At 39.5% G+C, this 17,365-nt stretch carries 18 protein-coding genes and 1 other RNA gene; all 19 read right to left on the bottom strand.

The annotated features are described in order from the left end of the window. Positions 1-273: 273 nt before the first annotated feature. The 19 genes from rsmI to LMF32_RS07345 all read right to left on the bottom strand — a co-directional run bounded on the left by rsmI (position 274) and on the right by LMF32_RS07345 (position 17,255). The gene (rsmI, locus tag LMF32_RS07435; protein ID WP_230524373.1) at positions 274-1,155 is read right to left on the bottom strand and encodes a 16S rRNA (cytidine(1402)-2'-O)-methyltransferase; all 882 of its coding nucleotides are present in this window, start codon (positions 1,153-1,155) and stop codon (positions 274-276) included. After that, complete coding sequence (locus tag LMF32_RS07430; protein ID WP_092481099.1) at positions 1,133-1,495, bottom strand: GIY-YIG nuclease family protein; 363 nt, start codon at positions 1,493-1,495, stop codon at positions 1,133-1,135. Before LMF32_RS07430 ends, rsmI begins: the two co-directional genes overlap by 23 nt. Beyond that, complete coding sequence (locus tag LMF32_RS07425; RefSeq protein ID WP_092481100.1) at positions 1,476-2,234, bottom strand: tRNA1(Val) (adenine(37)-N6)-methyltransferase; 759 nt, start codon at positions 2,232-2,234, stop codon at positions 1,476-1,478. The genes LMF32_RS07430 and LMF32_RS07425 overlap by 20 nt, the downstream gene beginning before the upstream one ends. 84 nt (positions 2,235-2,318) lie before the next feature. Then, positions 2,319-3,302: an NAD(P)H-quinone oxidoreductase gene (locus LMF32_RS07420; RefSeq protein WP_230524372.1), complete on the bottom strand. Its 984-nt coding sequence runs from the start codon at positions 3,300-3,302 to the stop codon at positions 2,319-2,321. A gap of 361 nt (positions 3,303-3,663) precedes the next feature. Next, a complete protein-coding gene (locus LMF32_RS07415; protein ID WP_092481133.1) occupies positions 3,664-4,011 on the bottom strand; it encodes a DNA replication initiation control protein YabA in 348 nt (115 codons plus the stop codon). A 41-nt stretch (positions 4,012-4,052) separates the two neighbouring features. Next, complete coding sequence (gene holB, locus LMF32_RS07410; RefSeq protein ID WP_347401932.1) at positions 4,053-5,048, bottom strand: DNA polymerase III subunit delta'; 996 nt, start codon at positions 5,046-5,048, stop codon at positions 4,053-4,055. A 72-nt stretch (positions 5,049-5,120) separates the two neighbouring features. Then, the gene (locus LMF32_RS07405; protein WP_092481103.1) at positions 5,121-5,450 is read right to left on the bottom strand and encodes a cyclic-di-AMP receptor; all 330 of its coding nucleotides are present in this window, start codon (positions 5,448-5,450) and stop codon (positions 5,121-5,123) included. Between the two features lie 22 nt (positions 5,451-5,472). Further along, on the bottom strand, positions 5,473-6,114 hold the full coding sequence (gene tmk / locus LMF32_RS07400) for a dTMP kinase (protein WP_230524370.1): 642 nt from the start codon (positions 6,112-6,114) through the stop codon (positions 5,473-5,475). A 61-nt stretch (positions 6,115-6,175) separates the two neighbouring features. Beyond that, the gene (locus LMF32_RS07395) at positions 6,176-7,618 is read right to left on the bottom strand and encodes an aminotransferase class I/II-fold pyridoxal phosphate-dependent enzyme (protein ID WP_230524369.1); all 1,443 of its coding nucleotides are present in this window, start codon (positions 7,616-7,618) and stop codon (positions 6,176-6,178) included. A gap of 30 nt (positions 7,619-7,648) precedes the next feature. Continuing rightward, positions 7,649-7,888 carry a YaaL family protein gene (locus LMF32_RS07390; RefSeq protein WP_092481106.1) on the bottom strand — a complete coding sequence of 80 codons (240 nt, stop codon included), beginning with the start codon at positions 7,886-7,888 and terminating at the stop codon, positions 7,649-7,651. Positions 7,889-8,594: 706 nt separating this feature from the next. Next, the gene (gene recR, locus LMF32_RS07385) at positions 8,595-9,191 is read right to left on the bottom strand and encodes a recombination mediator RecR (protein ID WP_092481107.1); all 597 of its coding nucleotides are present in this window, start codon (positions 9,189-9,191) and stop codon (positions 8,595-8,597) included. Positions 9,192-9,282: 91 nt separating this feature from the next. Continuing rightward, on the bottom strand, positions 9,283-9,603 hold the full coding sequence (locus LMF32_RS07380; RefSeq protein WP_188204775.1) for a YbaB/EbfC family nucleoid-associated protein: 321 nt from the start codon (positions 9,601-9,603) through the stop codon (positions 9,283-9,285). Positions 9,604-9,624: 21 nt separating this feature from the next. Beyond that, positions 9,625-11,469, bottom strand: coding sequence for a DNA polymerase III subunit gamma/tau (gene dnaX / locus LMF32_RS07375; protein WP_230524368.1), 1,845 nt, complete (start codon positions 11,467-11,469; stop codon positions 9,625-9,627). A gap of 405 nt (positions 11,470-11,874) precedes the next feature. Next, positions 11,875-11,973: signal recognition particle sRNA small type (gene ffs / locus LMF32_RS07370), an RNA gene on the bottom strand. 82 nt (positions 11,974-12,055) lie between these two features. After that, positions 12,056-12,742 carry an amino acid ABC transporter permease gene (locus tag LMF32_RS07365; RefSeq protein WP_230524367.1) on the bottom strand — a complete coding sequence of 229 codons (687 nt, stop codon included), beginning with the start codon at positions 12,740-12,742 and terminating at the stop codon, positions 12,056-12,058. Between the two features lie 17 nt (positions 12,743-12,759). Beyond that, positions 12,760-13,641, bottom strand: coding sequence for a transporter substrate-binding domain-containing protein (locus LMF32_RS07360; protein ID WP_092481111.1), 882 nt, complete (start codon positions 13,639-13,641; stop codon positions 12,760-12,762). Between the two features lie 314 nt (positions 13,642-13,955). Continuing rightward, complete coding sequence (locus LMF32_RS07355) at positions 13,956-15,626, bottom strand: hypothetical protein (protein WP_230524366.1); 1,671 nt, start codon at positions 15,624-15,626, stop codon at positions 13,956-13,958. Next, on the bottom strand, positions 15,626-16,372 hold the full coding sequence (locus LMF32_RS07350; RefSeq protein WP_230524365.1) for an ABC transporter ATP-binding protein: 747 nt from the start codon (positions 16,370-16,372) through the stop codon (positions 15,626-15,628). Before LMF32_RS07350 ends, LMF32_RS07355 begins: the two co-directional genes overlap by 1 nt. Positions 16,373-16,559: 187 nt before the next feature. Next, the gene (locus LMF32_RS07345; protein WP_230525093.1) at positions 16,560-17,255 is read right to left on the bottom strand and encodes a Crp/Fnr family transcriptional regulator; all 696 of its coding nucleotides are present in this window, start codon (positions 17,253-17,255) and stop codon (positions 16,560-16,562) included. Positions 17,256-17,365 lie beyond the last annotated feature (110 nt).

The raw sequence follows: 17,365 nt of genomic DNA, 5'->3' as shown, positions 1-17,365 counted from the left end.
CTCGCTATTTTCGGAAAGTAAAGCATTTTTGTGATTAAATTCACTTGAATCTGTATCACAAATTCGTTCTTCCTGTTTCAGTCTGTTCAATCATTTTCGTTTGAAAAGAAAGGAAAAACTTCTATTTAATGTGTTGTACATAATTGAATGTTCAAAAAACAGTTCAAAACATTGTTACATTGTGAGCATATTTTTTTGAATTTTTTTATTTTTTGTCCTAAATTTATACCAAAACAGGTATGGGCCTTAAAAGGCTCATACCTGTTTTCTTTACTAACCTATTTCATGATAAGCAGCATACACTTCTTGTTTTTTCAGTTCACGTACTTTGGCTACTTCTTTTATCGCTTCTTTACTGCGCAAGTTATGTTCTTCCATCATTAGTTGAACGTGTTCTTGTATCGTCAATGTGTTCCAACTTGTATCTTCTTCAGGAAATAAAGAGCCTTCACTATTGCCTTCTGCAATCAAACAAAACTCTCCGCGAATTTCTGAGGTCTGAGCCCATTCAAGTACTTCACTCAGGGTTCCGCGAATAAATTCCTCATAACGTTTCGTCAGTTCACGACACAAAACGATTTTTCTAGTGTCACCTAATACGGTTCCCATATTTTTCAACACCTCTTTTAAGCGATGCGGCGACTCATATAAGATAACCGTCTCTGGACGCTGGTTCAATTCTTCTAGCGCTTCGATCTGGTCTTTCTTTTTGCGGGGTAAAAATCCATAAAAATAAAAAGGCTGTGGGCTGAGTCCAGAAGCAATCAATGCTGTAAGAGCTGCATTAGCTCCTGGAAGCGGCACGACTGTGATTCCCGACTCAATACAAGCTACTACTAAATCATGGCCTGGATCGCTAATAGAAGGCATTCCAGCATCACTCACTTGAGCAATATCTGATCCATTTTCTAAACGTTCGATCAATTGCCCAATTCTTTCTTGAGAATTGTGCTCATGGAAACTGATTTGACTTGTCTTGATCTCAAAATGATTTAATAACTTTTGTGTATTGCGCGTGTCTTCCGAGGCAATAAGGTCTACCTCGTTTAAGGTTCGAATCGCCCGAAAAGTCATATCTTCTAAATTTCCGATTGGAGTCGGAACAAGATACAACGTTCCTGTGGACTGAACCTCAAAACTCTTTTGCTGAAACATGTGCAGTTTCCTCCTTAGTTTCTACCATTTCCAAGTTCACCACGCATGCCTGCCGGGTATCGAGCGGGAATTTCACCCCTCGTTGCATGAGATAGCTTTCTTTCTTTTTACGGGTTTGCTTCTTAAATGCGTATTCTGCTTTTGTGGCTTCGCTTCTTGTGAAAAAGCCCTCAGCATAAATCATCTTTGCTGGACGCCTGTTACTCGGCTTCGTATACTTAGCACCTGTTCCAGCATTGTGTTCAGCTTCTCGGCGCTTTAAATCGGTTGTATAACCGCCATAAAATGTTCCGTCCGCACAAAACAATACATAAAAGTAGCTAATCACTTTCTTTTCCAAATAACATAGCACTCACTTCCGGCAAGTATTCATTCTCTTCGTTGTAGACGATCAAAGGAGGCAACACTCTAAAACCAGTATCTTTACCATCTTTGATTCCTTCAATCAAAATCGTATTGGCTTCTTTCCCAATTTTAGGATACACAAACCGTAGTTTTTTCGGTGCTAAACGATGGGCTTTCATCGTTTCTAAAATCTCCAGCAACCGATCCGGACGATGGACAAAATAAGCTTTGCCATTCATTTTCAGCAATCCGCTGGTCACTTCCATCACTTCTTCCAAGTTCGTGTGCAGTTCATGACGGGCGATCGCTAAATGTTGATTCGGATTGCGCGTACTTTTCTCAGTAGCTGCGAAATAAGGTGGGTTGCACGTCACTACATCCACCGTATCTTTGGGTATCCAATTCGATACATCTCCAATAGCTCCTTTAATTACCGACACCTGATCTTGTAGATTATTCATGCGAATACTGCGCTCAGCCATATTAGCCAATCGCTCTTGCAATTCGATTCCGATCACTGGGCTCTTTGTTTTTTGACTAAGGATTAACCCAATAACGCCATTTCCTGCACATAAATCCACTACTTTTCCTTTGTGGTGCTTAGGAACTTGAGCAAAATCTGCTAGTAAAATCGCATCAAGTGAAAATGAAAACACTGATGGACTTTGGATAATACTTAAATCATGGCTGATCAATCGGTCGAGCCTTTCGTCGTTTTGTAATAACTGATCCATTTTTACACTTCCTCCATACACTATACTTTTTTATTATAGCATAATGAAGGTATCCCATTTGATAGAAGTTTTGCCTTCACAGCGTTATTTATCTAAAGACAGAATAATTTTTCCGATATTTTTATTGGCTTCCATATAGCGGTGCGCTTCTTGCACTTCTTCAAATGGAAACACGCGGTCTATGATCGGATGGATTTTCTTATTTTTGAAATGAGGCAAGGCATCTTTGACAAAATCAGCTGTCAATTCAGCTTTGTATTCATCACTTCTAGCAGTCAGCAAAGTTCCTTTAAGCGTGATTCTTTTCCCCATCAATTCCCACAAGTTCATTTCTTTTATCACTGCTCCGCCTAATGTTCCAATAACGATCCAACGACCATCCACTTTGATCGATCGGAAGTTTTTCTCCCAGTAAGAAGCCCCTACAAAGTCTAAAATCAAATCGACTCCTCTGCCTTGAGTCACTTCTTCAACGCGTTCAGAAAAATCCTCTATTTTGTAATTGATCACTGCATCTGCACCTAAGTTCTTGCAAAAATCCAATTTTTCTTGCGACCCGGCAGTAGTGATCACCGTTGCTTTTGTCAAAACTTTTGCTAGTTGAATAGCAGCCGTTCCTACTCCGCTCCCGCCTGCATGAATCAATACCGTTTCGCCTTCTTTTAACTCACCCAGCCAGTACAATGTCTGATACGCCGTCAAGAATACCTCAGGGATGGCTGTTCCTTCTTCAAATGAAAACTCATCTGGCAACACAATAGCTCTTTCCACAGGTATCGTCACATACTCTGCATAACTTCCGTCATTCACTAAACTTGCTACTCGAGTTCCTGGAGCAAAATCAGGATTTCCACTGTTGTTTTCTTCCACTACCCCAGCCATTTCGACACCTAAGATAGGATAAGGAGGCTGCAGTTGCTTGCTTTCTCGTTTCAAAATGTCTGTTCTGTTGATAGCACTGGCAGCCACTTTCACTAGCAGCTCTCCTTCACGAGCTACAGGTTTTTCACGGTCTTCAATCACTAGTTCCTCTGCACTTCCTGGTTGTTTGATACTAACAGCTTTCATGTTATCTCACCTTTCTGGGTCCTTTTGTTTATTTACTATAACACGTCATTTTTTAGATATCTATTCGCATGCCACAGCTTCAAAACTGGGCGAATTTCTATTTTTCGGCCATGAGTTGTTATGCATTAGTGCTCATGGCCGTTCGTTGCTGCCTTTTCGGCCATGAAGAGTTTGTCGCTCGCTCTCATGGCCGAAATGAATCCAATATTAGCCATGAGGTCTCAATTCTAGATCCTCATGGCTGATAAATGGTTTCCTTTGTCTTTTGCGATTCTAGCAGCATTTATTTGACCCACAAAAAATACCCATCCATTACCAATCATTAGACTGGTATTGTCTGAGTATTCTAATACGTTTTAAATTAGCGACGCTCACCATAAATAACGTTCAAACAAAACGCGCACGATTCATCGTTGACTCTTCTTGAGCCGTAGAACACATTACAGACATGGAATCCATCTTCATAAATTTTTTCCAAATTCAGTCGGGATTTTGACATTTCCGTTCCGCTTGCTTCTTTGTTTGCATCTTCTTGCTGTTTTTCCAAATCTGTCAGACGGTCTCTTAAATGTTGATTCTCGATTCTCAATGATGCATTTTCTTCAACAAGTGCTTCGACTTCATCTTTTAATTCTGAAATTCGATTCAATGTTTCGCCTGCATCATTTTCCAAACGATTGAAACTATCAAACAATGCTTTTTTATCCATTTTCTCACCCACGCTTATCATTGATCTCCTTTCAAAATAAGTTATTCTCTTGATAAAAGGGCTCTTTCGTCCATCAAACGAATAGCTAACTGTTCAAATACGCCTTGCGCATTGACATTACTCTCTAATTTTTTTTGACTGGTTAAAACTTCTTCCAAGGATGAAACGATGATCCTTGAAGATTTATCCTCCGCAAATCGCGTCAATTCCTGACGGTATCGAGGAAAAGCCAACTGCTTAGTATCAGCATCAAAAGCCAGCTTCAAAGCGTCACGATAAATAATCAATAGCAACTCCAGAGCCATTTGATAGTGAGTACGTTCTTTGAAATGGTTCATGATAGACGTTTGGACAAACACAAAGCTTTGTTTGTCTTTTTTCGCTATTTTCAAAAACCATTTCCATATCAATTGATGGGCATCTATAAACCATTCATCTTGGCTCATCTCAACAGCTTTTGTTACATCATTAGTCAAGTGGACTAATAACGCTGCTTGGTTTGGGGTAACTCCAGTGTTCTCTAATTCTTCTTGCAGTACCGGTTTTGGAAGAGGTGAAAAGTGAATCAGCTGACATCTAGATAAGATAGTAGGCAAGACGCGATTTTTAGCAGTCGTTAATAGAAATGCCGTCACATTTCCGTTAGGTTCTTCTAGAAACTTCAATAGACTGTTCGCTGCTCCAGCCGTCATTTTTTCAACGTCTGTTACAATGAACACTTTTTTGTTTCCTTCCACTCCACGTTTGCCGAATTCAGACTTTAAGTAGCGTATTTGTTCCACTTTGATCGACAGCCCGCTCGGTTCCACTTCCACGACATCAGGATGATGTCCTTCCAATATTCGTGTACAATTTTGGCAAGTTGTACACGGCAGACCTTCATTTTTGTGTTCGCAAAAAATGCCCGCTGCGACCCATAGAGCCAATTCTTTTTTACCAGTCCCTCGTGCGCCTTCAAATAGATAAGCGTGAGCCAACTTATTGTGTTGCATGTTTTTTTGAAATTGCTGTATTAATACAGGCTGAAGCCGATTTATTCTATTTTTGATTGGATTTCACGACCTTGCTGTACTGAAATTTTTATTTCATTTGTTAAATTCATTTCGTTGTTAGAAACGTTCAAATTGTTCGACAGGCATAACAAAAACCGTAGCGCCTCCGACTTCAACTTCAACAGGATAAGGGAAACTCGTTTCAAGAGAAACATCAAAACTAGTAGGAGGAAGCATGTATTGTTCTCTTGCAGAACAATTTTCGCGAATAACGTCCAACACTTCATCCACTCGTTCTTCTTCTACCCCTACGATAAAAGTCGTATTTCCCGCTTTTAAAAATCCACCTGTTGTAGATAACTTCGTAGCTCGAATACCTCTTTCTACAAACTCGTTTGATAACCGGTTTCCATCTTTGTCTTGAACAATCGCTAATATCAGTTTCATCCTTAACACCCTCCTGTTTCACTTATACTCTGTTTTTCAATTTTTCCACGATAATTTTATAGCACTCATCCACTACTTCATCCAGCTCTTGAGCAGCATCAATCAGTGTGATGCGTTCTGTGTGTTCATCTGCTAATTTCAGATAAGCTTCATGTACTTTTTCATGGAACTCCAATTTTTCTTGGTCTAAACGGTCAAACTGACGATCAGCTTTCCCTTTATGAATGCGTTCCAATCCTACACTTGCTTCAATATCCAAATAAAGTGTAAAATCCGGTTCAATGTCATTTGTCGCAAAACGATTGATAGAAGCTACTTCTTCCATTCCAATCCCGCGAGCATGTCCTTGATAAGCCAACGAACTGTCTACGAACCGATCACATAAAACGATTTCACCACGATCCAAAGCTGGTAAGATTTTCTCCATTAAATGCTGTCTTCTGCCCGCAGCATACAGCAGTGCTTCAGTGCGTATATCCATTTCTGTATGTTCAGGGTCCAGAATCAATTCGCGAATTTTTTCAGCAATTCGACTGCCACCAGGTTCTCTTGTAGATACAATACGTTCTCCCAAAGTTTGTTCCAATTTTGGAAGCAACTCTTTTATGACACTCGTTTTGCCGGCCCCATCTGGACCTTCAATGGTTATAAAAATTCCCTTCAACTTCAAAAACCCCTCAATCTTTTATCTTATTTATCATTATACTGTATCTCAACGATTCAGTCTAATCGATTTCCTGCAAGTTTGAAAAAAAATCCATTTCCAATTGATCATTTAATCCAACTACACGCATGTTTTGTTCCAGATAAAAGCTTAATTGTTCAACGGTTTCTTTTGTGCATTTTTCTCCTTTTAGCACTAAAGGTATTCCGGGAGGATAAGGAACGATATTTCTAGCAGCAATCTTCCCAGCAGCTTTGTCTAACTGAACTTTTTTGATCGACAATTGTTGCTGTTGTTCATAAGAAATCGCCAATTCTGAAAGCAACGGAAATTGTCCCATATTGAAGTGAACCGAATGGTCATTCAAAATCTCTGAGGAAGTTTTAGGCAGTTTCACTGTCTTCACTCTTTGTAGAGACTGGTCGTCTTTTTTCACTAGAGGGAAAGTCAGCAAAACGCTGTCTTCATCGTTTTTTTCTGGAAACATTCCTTGTTCTTCCAATACACTCAACAATTGATTGCCGCTTTGTCCCGGCCAATACAATCTGACTTTCAAAGGATCGTCACTATGTAAATAGACCAAGCCTGACTGTTTAAACCTTTCCATCCAATCATCACGATAAGCCAGTGTTGCTTTCAGGTCTTCTTCATCGAATTGAGAGGCAAAGAAGCGTGCGTATTCTAAACTGTGCATCAACACGTAAGACGGGCTGCTTGATTGCAGCATATGCAGGTACTGCTCGACTTTTTGCTGGATTGTTGCTGAGGTTTCGTGGTGAATATGCAAGTAGCCCGTTTGGGTCATGGCCGGCAACATTTTATGAGCCGACTGCACCACAATATCTGCTCCTAAACTAAGAGCTTGTTTTGGAAATGGATCTCCCAATACAAAGTGTGCACCATGCGCCTCGTCCACCAAAACAACCGCTCCTCTTTGATGAGCATATTTCGCAATTTTGTCCAATGAAAATACTTGGCCGTTGTAAGAGGGATAGGTCAAGATGACTGCTTTTATCTCTGGGTACTTTTCAAATGCTGCTTCTATACTTTCCAACGATACTCCGACTGCTTCTCTTTTTTCTGTTTGATAAGCTGGTGTTACAAATACTGGTCGGACACCTGCCAACTCCAAAGCATGAATAATCGACTGGTGACACGTTCTGTCCACCAATACCCAATCTCCTTTGGAAGTTGCTCCCATAACCATGGCCAAATTTCCTACTGTTGAACCGTTGACAAGATAGTAACTTTTTTTACTGCCGTAAAAGCTGCTCAATAATTCTTGACTTTCTTTCAACACATCCTCTGGTTCGTGCAAATAGTCCAATCCTGTCACTTCTGTTTGGTCGAATGGCAACATTTGCTTCATAGCGGAATCCATCGGCCAATTCATACCGTTTTTATGTCCTGGAACATGAAAAGACATTGTTTCTTTTTTTACGTGATCGTTGAGTGCACAAAAAAGAGGACGGCGCTGTTGTTGAACATTCTTGCTTCGTTTCACAACTTTCACCATCCTTAGTTAGTTTTATTCTTATTTTTTTGAGCTGTATGCGCTCAAATCGCCTTTTATCTTTCGATACCGCGCTTCTTTGAACAAATAAAAGAACTTCGCTTCAGCTAATTTTGTTTGCGCAAATAAGTAATCATCCGTTTCAATAGAGGTTTCTTCTATTTTTCTTGCATGCTCCCAGTCTTCTCTCAATCTGGTCATAAGAAGCAATAAAGATTCATCATATTCTCTGCGCAACCGATATTTTTTCTTCCATTTCATTTTGCTTCCAACTTTCTTATGGTACATGAGACAATGCTACGTAGGTGACTTAGGTTTAAGGACGACGAGCGAGCTTCATTTTCTATCTAAAACGAGCTTCACATGGCAGCTTTCGCGTCTATAAGCTGATGTTGCCCTGTTAGGAAAAGCACCTAACTGGTCAAAATCTTCTTATATACGAAAATCTAAACGCCATGCTGCGCTCTCTGCTCTTAAATGAGCTTCTAAAAGCAGCCTATACGTTTATAAGCCAATCCCAACTGCCAGGTAAAAAGCACCTGTCTATTGGGATTTTCTTATACCCGATAGGCTAAACGCTTTTCTCCGCTCTCTGCTCTTAAACGCGTTGCGAAAGCCAAACTTTCTATGATTTCATTTTGGCTTTTTGGTGGTAAAGAACACCACCTAAAAGCCAAAAGTGAACTCTACAAAAGTTTAAACGGCTTTCTCCACGCTCTCTCTAAAACAAGCTGCGAAAGCCAAACTTTCTATGATTTCATTTTGGCTTTTTGGTGGCAAAAAGCACCACCTAAAAGCCAAAAGTGAACTCTACAAAAGTTTAAACGGCTTTCTCCGCTCTCTCTAAAACAAGCTGCGCAGAGCAGGCTTCCTATGATTTCGTTTCCTCTTTTTTATTGGGAAGAACACCCAATGAAAAAGAGAAAATCGAACTCTACGGAAACCCTAACGCTCTGCTCCGCTCTCTCTAGATTTCGCGGCGTCCTTCTACGGCTTTCATTAGGGTGATTTCGTCGGCGTATTCGATGTCGCTTCCGACGGATAGTCCGTGTGCCAAGCGGGTTACTTTGATGCCTGCTGGCTTAATCAAGCGTGATAGATAAGTGGCTGTAGCTTCACCTTCAGCTGTTGCATTGGTTGCTAAAATGACTTCTTGGACTTCATCTGATTGCAGTCGTTTTAGTAAAGAAGGGATGTTGATGTCTTCTGGACCTGTTCCTTCTATCGGCGATAAAATACCGTGCAATACATGATACAAACCATTGTAGTCTCTCACTTTTTCAATTGAGATCACGTCTTTAGCATCTTCTACCACTAAGATCATACTGCGGTCTCGGGCTTTATCTTGGCAAATCTCACATGGATCGCCTTGAGTGATGTGCCCGCATATAGAACAGTAATGCAAATCACGTTTAGCACTGATTAACGCTTTTGCAAAATCAGTTACATCATCTTCGTCCATGGAAAGAGTATAGAACGCCAAACGAGCAGCTGTCTTAGCGCCAATTCCCGGCAATTTCATAAAACTATCCATTAATTTTGATATCGGTTCAGGATATTGCATGTCCATTTCCTTCCTGCTTTTAGCCTTTTATTCCTTTAAAAAAGGGATCCCGCATCGGCATCCCTATTCATTCTTCTATTTAGTCTAACGATTAAAGACCAGGGATTCCTAAGCCTTTAGTGTATTTACCCATTGAAGCTTCTGTTTGAGCATCGATTTTAGCTAATGCATCATTGGTTGCTAACAAAATCAAGTCTCCTAAAATTTCGCTATCTTCTGGATCGATCACTTCTGGATCAATGTTGATAGCTGTCATTTTTTTGTCTCCTGTAAAGGTTACTGTTACTAAATCTCCATTTGCAGTCCCCACAAATTCAGTAGCGTTCAACGCCTCTTGAGCTTCTTGCATTTCTTTTTGCATTTTTTGCATTTTTTTCATCATACCTTGCATATTTCCCATTCCACCGCGCATATTTAATCTTCCTCTCTTTTTCTAATCATTTTTGATTTCTACAATATCCGAGCCGAATAACTGCATCGCTTGGCTGACAAGCGGATCATCTTTCTCATCCACTTTTTCTTCCAAATCTTCTTCATCACTCGGAATCAATTGATTCAAACTTTCCCAATCTCCTGTAACTTCTTCAGGAGCAGAACTCTCTTCTTTCTGGTTTCCTTTAGGAGAAGTTTCAGCGGGGGCAGCTTTTTTTGCTTTTAATCGATCTTTGTTTTGCTTGATATACGTATTTCTAATTGTAGGCCATTGTTCAGCCGGCACACAGATCATTTGCGGAGAGTGACCTATCAATCTTCTTAAGTATTCACTCACAGCTTCAATCAGCTCAGCATCATTTGTAGCCTTTTGACACAAAATATCATACTCAAACGAAACAATCAAACCATTCGGACTAGCTGCTACAGGGGTAGAAGCCTTCATGACGGCTCTTTGCGTAACTGACAGCATATTCAGCAAATCAGGCCAAACGTCTTTTAACTGTACCAAATCGTCTTTTGTCGCTACCTCCAAGACTTTGTAAATAGCTGCTGAATTCGGCTTGAAAGCCCCTTTTTGAGGAGACTTCGGCTTAGCTTTAGCTTTTTCAGCTGGCTGAGCTGCTCCATTGGCAATGACTTCTTGGATTTTCTTTTTCATTTGAGCTAATTCAGATTCCAATTCTTGCATGCGAGATCCAGCGTTCTCCACTGTCTGTTCCGGTTGCATTTGATTGGAAACAGCCGTTGCTTGAGCCGTTGACTTGAATTGGGTCAGCTTAACGGTTGCAACTTCTATATAAACGTCAGCGTGGCTTGTCAAACGCATTTCGCGTTGTGTCTCGTTTAGAGTAGCAATCACTTCATACAAAGTATGGACAGGCACTTGCTGGCTCAATTCTATAAACTTGTCATCAATATGAGCGCTCTCCAGCAAATCCGCTTTTTGAGGCGCTTGTTGATAGACTAGAATGTCTCGGCTGAATAAAATAAGATCTTCTACAAAGCGAGCCACATCTTTTCCTTCTGCAAGAATCTCTTGGACAAGGGACAACCCTTTTTCAGTATCGTTTTGTATGATTGCTTTGAAATAACCAATCAATCGTTCTTGCGTCAAACTTCCGGTAACCGCCATCGCATGTTCCATCGTGACTAGATTATCACCAAAAGAAATCGCTTGGTCCAAGATACTCAACGCATCTCGCATACCACCTTCTGCAGCTCTAGCAATTACTTTTAATGAATCTTCTTCAAACGCAATTTTCTCTTGTTGTAAAATGTATTCCATCCGGTTACAAATATCTCTGACAGAAATGCGTTTAAAATCAAATCGTTGCGTACGAGAAATGATTGTCAACGGAATTTTGTGAGGCTCTGTAGTGGCTAAAATGAAAATGACATTTTTAGGCGGTTCTTCTAACGTTTTTAACAACGCGTTGAATGCGCCAGTAGAAAGCATATGCACCTCATCAATGATGTAAACTTTATAGTCTGCACTCGTTGGAGCATATTTCGCTTTGTCTCTGATATCACGAATTTCTTCGACCCCGTTATTGCTGGCCGCATCAATCTCGATTACATCATTTAGTTGGCCTGTAGTAATAGCTGTACAAATTTCGCAAACATTACACGGCTCACCATCTTCTCGATTAGGGCAGTTGATCGCTTTAGCAAAAATTTTTGCCGCACTTGTTTTCCCCGTACCACGAGGGCCAGTAAAAAGATAAGCATGACTCGTCTTTTCTTGAATCAAAGCATTTCTTAACGTTTGAGTAATAGCGGTTTGCCCTGCAATATCTTGAAATCGTTGAGGCCGCCAGACTCGATAAAGTGCTTGATAACTCATCTTGCTTCTCCCTTCCTTTAACCACTGTACTAGTTACTATTATACGGTAAATCCTATCAAATTTAAACCGTCCTAGAGATTGTTTTTTGCTTAATTGATTGTGGTGATTTCGTTTCAATCTATAGAGGAGCGAACTTTATGTTTTCGTCTATGAACCTGTTGATTTATCCACTCATGGCCGAAAATAACTAATAGACAACCATTAGCGGTTCAAACAACCTGCTCATGGCCGCCTTTTGTTTACTAAACATCCATGAGCTAAGGAAACTGTCCCTTCATGGCCTTTTGTGCACCTTACAGACATGATATTAAAAGAATCAACTGGCTTAGAACAAAATAAAACCAGTCGAATAAACGACTGGTGTAGGTTAGTGCTATGTTATAATATCATTTTGATAAAATAATTATTCTATGTAACATACAGCACATGGTGAAGCAAACTTAGTGCTGCTTCCTTCCAGACCTGACACGATTCATAAGTCCACCATTGCTATATGGCCTTTCGGCAATTCTTATTATACTAGATATTTGAAGTTATATCTACCCTTTTTCAAAAGATTTTTTATGTCCCCTGTTTTAACAGCCTTTATCGTGTTTCAACGTAGACAGAAGTCCGCTTTTCCAAGTACTCCTGCAGTACTCCAAAAAGACTGCAAACGATCCAATACATGACGGCTACCAAAATGTACATTGTCATGTAATCAAACTCACGTCCTCCTACGATTTTAGCGTTTTGAAACATTTCTGGAACAGTGATCATTGCTGCCAGAGATGTTCCTTTGATAATATCCAGCATAACATTACTCAAAGGCGGAATAGCGATTCGCGCTGCTTGTGGAATAATAACTTTACGCATGATAAACGATTTCTTTAATCCTAAAGCATACGCTGCTTCCCATTGTCCGTGATCCACTGAAGATAATGCAGATCTGATCGTTTCAGCAATATACGCAGCAGAGTTGATACTAAACCCTATAACAGCTGCTGTTACTGCATCAAACTGGACGCCTATAAAAGGCAGGCCAAAATAAAGTAAAAACAATAAGACTAAAGCCGGCGTTCCTCTCATGAAAGAGATATAAAACCGAGCCAACCACTCTAATGGTCGAACAGGCGATATCCGCATGAGAGCTACTATAAATCCAATAATGGTCCCAAAAATAGTACTGACTAAAGCAATGCCTAATGTATAAGGCAATCCTTTTAACAGGAAAGGTATACTCTCTAGAGCGAGTTGCGGATCAAAGATGTATTGCCATTGTATGTCAGACATGTTTTATTGCCAGCTCCTTATTCTTCAGAAACGTCTATTTCTTGGAATTCGTAATCTTTTTGAACCGTTACGTCTTCTCCGTTGTAGAATTGTTTAGAAATTTCACTTAATGTTCCATCATCATGCATCGCTTCTAATTGTGCATTGATTTGTTTAGTGAATTCATCATTTCCTAATTTGATCGCATAATTCGTTTCACTAGGATTATAAAAAACGTCATGAACTTTAACTGGTATTTCGGGTAATGCTTCTGTTGCCATTAGTTGACCATAATAGTCATTCAAAACGACATCTGTACGGCCATTCGCTACATCCCACAAATATTGGTCATTTGTCGCATTATCATAGATGACCAGTTCAGCTCCAAATTTTTCTGCTACTTTCATATAAGAAGTTGTTGCTGCTCCAGCTGCTTTTTTCCCTTTTAAATCTTCCAGTTTTTCGATACCAGAATTGTCCTCTTCTCTAACGACCATAGATCCAAAAGAATATTTATACGGAATCGTAAAGTTGTATTTATCCGCGTTTTCTCCGTCTCGATCGATTCCAAGAGCAGCAATGTCAATTTGTTCACTGTTTAAAGAAGTCAGCATGCCGTCTACTCCCATTTCAGTAAACTCAACTTCCAACCCTAAACGATTGGCTATTTCTCGTAAAATCTCTACTTCAAAACCAGTCAGCTCATTTGACTCTTCATCATGGTACGAATTAGGGAAGTACGTCCCTGATGTAGCTACTTTTAAAGTTCCCTCTTCTTTAATAACTTCCCAATCTCTTGAAACCAACTTTTCTGTTACATCTTTTTGTTCTTCCTCTGTTGTTTCTTTAGTCCCGCAAGCTGAAACAAACAGCATCGCGCACACCAGTAAAGCCGTTGCCCAAATCAGTTTCTTTTTCATTTTTTATCCCCTCTTCTTTTTAGTCGCCTCCCAAATAGTAACAGTGTGTATTTCTGTCGTCAATAGGACGTAAAAAAAACACATTTTATGATCTTACCAAAAAAATGTAAAGCCTTTAAAAACCGTGAAAACAAACTTTTCGAACAACGTCAAAAAATGCAATATTGTTTATTCAGATGTCGAAACAGGATTGGAATCTGTATTAATCACCTCTATATTTCTTGTGCCTTTCCCTGTTTTAATGATTGTTTTTGCGCATGAAAAAACTGCTTTTCTATCTGTTGATTAATGATAGAAAAACAGTTTCATTTTTTTTATTCTTTAAATTGCGGCCAGAATTGTTTGTTGTACCATTTTATGACGCTCGCACTCACTGCAATAGGCACTAAAACCGCCAGAACAGAAACGGCTAATCGGCCAATTGGAGGAAGTGCAGTTACCAAGAACGACAGCAGCGCAACTAAAATCACACCGATGAAAATCGACCCCATGATACTGATGACTTGAATGAAATTCCCACCGCCTCGATTGAACAATTCCGTCAGATTCTGCCAATCAATGTACAACTTTTTATGGTCGCGTACAAAGTAGAACAGGCATAAAGCATATGTTCCTATCACAAGACCTAACAACAGCAACAATCCTAGAAGGATAGGTAGTTTGATAAGTACCATGAAAATGACTCCTAGCACAAATGGAATAATCAACTCTACCGCGTAAGCAAACCATAGTTTTTGCTTTAAATAACGCTTCATTGAAAAAGGCAGTGATTTCATATAAAGAAAATTTTCTCTGTCCAATGAAATGATAACCCCTACGATCGAAATACTATTCAATGTCAAGAAGGCATAAATGAATCCGCCAAAGAAAAATACTCCCCAATAATCAAGCGGTATAGAACTTAAGTCTAATCCGCCCCATAAGGTAGGGCCCAATAACAATACCGGGAACAAAATTTTTGAACTGATAAATTGCATGATCAGTGTTCCGTCTTGAATCAATCCTGCATTGTATTTCCACAGAATACGATTGACCGATTCTGGTTTAGCATTCTTGACTCGACTGCCAATAAATGGTTTCTTGTTTTGAATAGGCTGTTCTGTTTGTTCTTGTGTTTCATTTTCAGCTGAATCTGTTTGTTCTCCATAGAAATTGGGAATGACCCATTTGTACACAACGATAGATAAAGCGATCAGTACCGCAAGCCATCCTGCTAACCCCAGCCAGCCTTCAAGTTGAGAAGGATAAACGAGTAATGTATAAAAGCTTTCGATGAAAGGAATCGCTTTACTGTCTGGTATCAATTGCCCAGGAAGAGTCGTATCCCCACCTAATGGATTATTTGTTATGAACAAAACCGCTACGATCATTCCTATGCTGGATACTGTATAAAGAACAGTGGAAACGACATTCTTGTTCTTACGAAAAACAGCTAACCGGGTCATGAAGTGGACCAGCAAGAAAGAAACAAGTACGAGTATGGCCACCAATAAGAGAAACAACAAAACTGCTCCAATGACAGACAGCAAGTAGATATTATCTGTGCTCAATCCGAGTAAAACGAACAACCCCAGAACAGGCACCATGTAAGGTGAAATCATTAATGCCAATACCGAAAGCTTGGCAACAAATATCTCGCTCGATTTAAAAGGCAGCGGCAAATAATACTCTAAGTCTTTGGATTCATAGAACAAGTTGTACACGATTAGAAAAGACTGTAAAAAAGACATCATCAAAAAGACAAGTACATTGATAGTAAACAATCCCGGGTAATCGGCGTAGTTGATTCCAATAGACATCGTGACAAAAAATAAAAAGAAAAAAATGACGAACATCAACAAATTTTGACCTAAAACACTTTTATAAGCCGACACTTTAGAAGGTTTCCCCGTTTCAGCTTCTTTGTTCCGCTTTTTCTCGATCATTTGTGGATTGGCGTACAGAAGATTCACTTTGGTCAATTCACCAACTAGTTTCCACCTCATTATTCGACGCCCCCTGTTGCACTTTGAGCTTCTCTTCCAGCCATTTTTAGATAAATGCTTTCTAGAGATTGATTTTCATTCTTAGCTTGCAAGTCTTCAATCGTTCCATCATAAAGGATTTCTCCTTTTTTAAGGATGGCGATGTGATTGCAGATCTGTTGCGCTACTTCTAGAGCATGTGTCGAGAACAACACGATTTTCCCTTTTGCAGCATGTTCTTTCATCATTTCTTTCAAATCAAATGCTGCTTGCGGGTCTAGTCCAGTCATCGGCTCGTCTAATATCCAAATATCAGGATTAGATAATATAGCTCCGATTATAAATGTTTTTTGTCTCATCCCATGAGAAAAAGAACTAATGATTCCGTACTGATTCTCTTTCATATCAAATAAATCCAATAAATAGGTTAGTCGTTGAGTCATTTCTTCATCAGATAATTCATAAGCTGAAGCCATCAAGTTCCAATATTCTGTTGCCGACAATCGAAGAAACATATCTGGAGAATCAGGTACATAGCCTATCTTTTTCTTAATTTCTAGTCGGTTTTGGTCCAATTTCTCTCCATCGACCCATATTTCTCCTCGAGTCGGATTGATGATGCTGACTAAAGATTTGATTGCGGTCGATTTCCCAGCTCCGTTGTGTCCAATCAATCCAAATATTTCTCCCGGTTGTATGGTAAACGAAACATCCCTCAATGCTTGCTTAGTCCCATAAACTTTACTCACTTGCTTGAATTCAATCATTTATGTAGTCTCCCCCAAAAATAAAAATAGTCTTGGTTTCATTAACCAGTATAACAAACTCATGTAAATAATTGAGTGGGTTTCAGATATTTCACTCAATTTCTTTAACAAGTTTAGTTGTGTAAAAAAAGCCCCAATTTTCAAGTTAAATTCATTTCTCTTAACTTGGAAATTAAGGCTCTTCTTATTAAACCAGCAATAATTCATCTACCTCTAAAATTTCAATTTGTCTGGTGCTTTTTTGGCGGATCAGCCCTTTAGCTTCCAGTTCTGCAAACTTTCGACTGATCGTCTCAGGAGTCGTCCCTAAATAAGAAGCTAAATCTTTTTTACTCATCGGCAAATAGACTATGTTGCGGTCATTTTTCTGATCCATTTGCTCAGTAAGGAAAAGAGCAATTCTCGTTTCCACTGTTTCACTGGAAAAACGAGTCGTTTGTGTTTCTGAAGTATTTAAACGGTTCGAAAATTCCTGCAAGATTTTTAACGAGATACTTGGAAACTTCAATAGAAATCCTTGCAATACTGACCGTTGAATCACACAAACTTTCGTTTCCATCATAGCCTCAGCGTACGATTCGTGAACAGATTCTGTAAACAAAGCGGTTTCTCCTGTAAAATCTCCTGGATTCAATAAGCGGACCAGCTGTTCTTTTCCTGCTTCTGTCAATCGATAAATGCGGACTTTCCCTTTATGGATAATATAAAGAGAATCTGCTTCATCTCCTTCTCGATAAATGATTTCACCTTTTTCAAATGAAACAGAACGAGTTGCCGCCATGATTTCATCTAATTGTTCCTCGTCTAGATGCTTGAAAATAGGGACTAAAGAGACACACGCTTTATGAGATTCTAAACTGTGATCATGGTTATGTTTTTCTATTGAAGTCATTCGCTTCGCTTCCTTTCCTTCTTCTCAAGCTATCTTTATTGAGATGCCTTTATTGTAGAGGAAAAAACATTTGAAAGAATTGACGCTCATCAAGTTTTTTT

It is taken from the genome of Desemzia sp. C1 (assembly GCF_020882875.1).
GTDB lineage: Bacteria > Bacillota > Bacilli > Lactobacillales > Carnobacteriaceae > Desemzia > Desemzia incerta.
The sequence above is the reverse complement of the archived record's forward strand: the minus strand, read 5'-3'. Positions and strand labels throughout refer to the sequence as shown.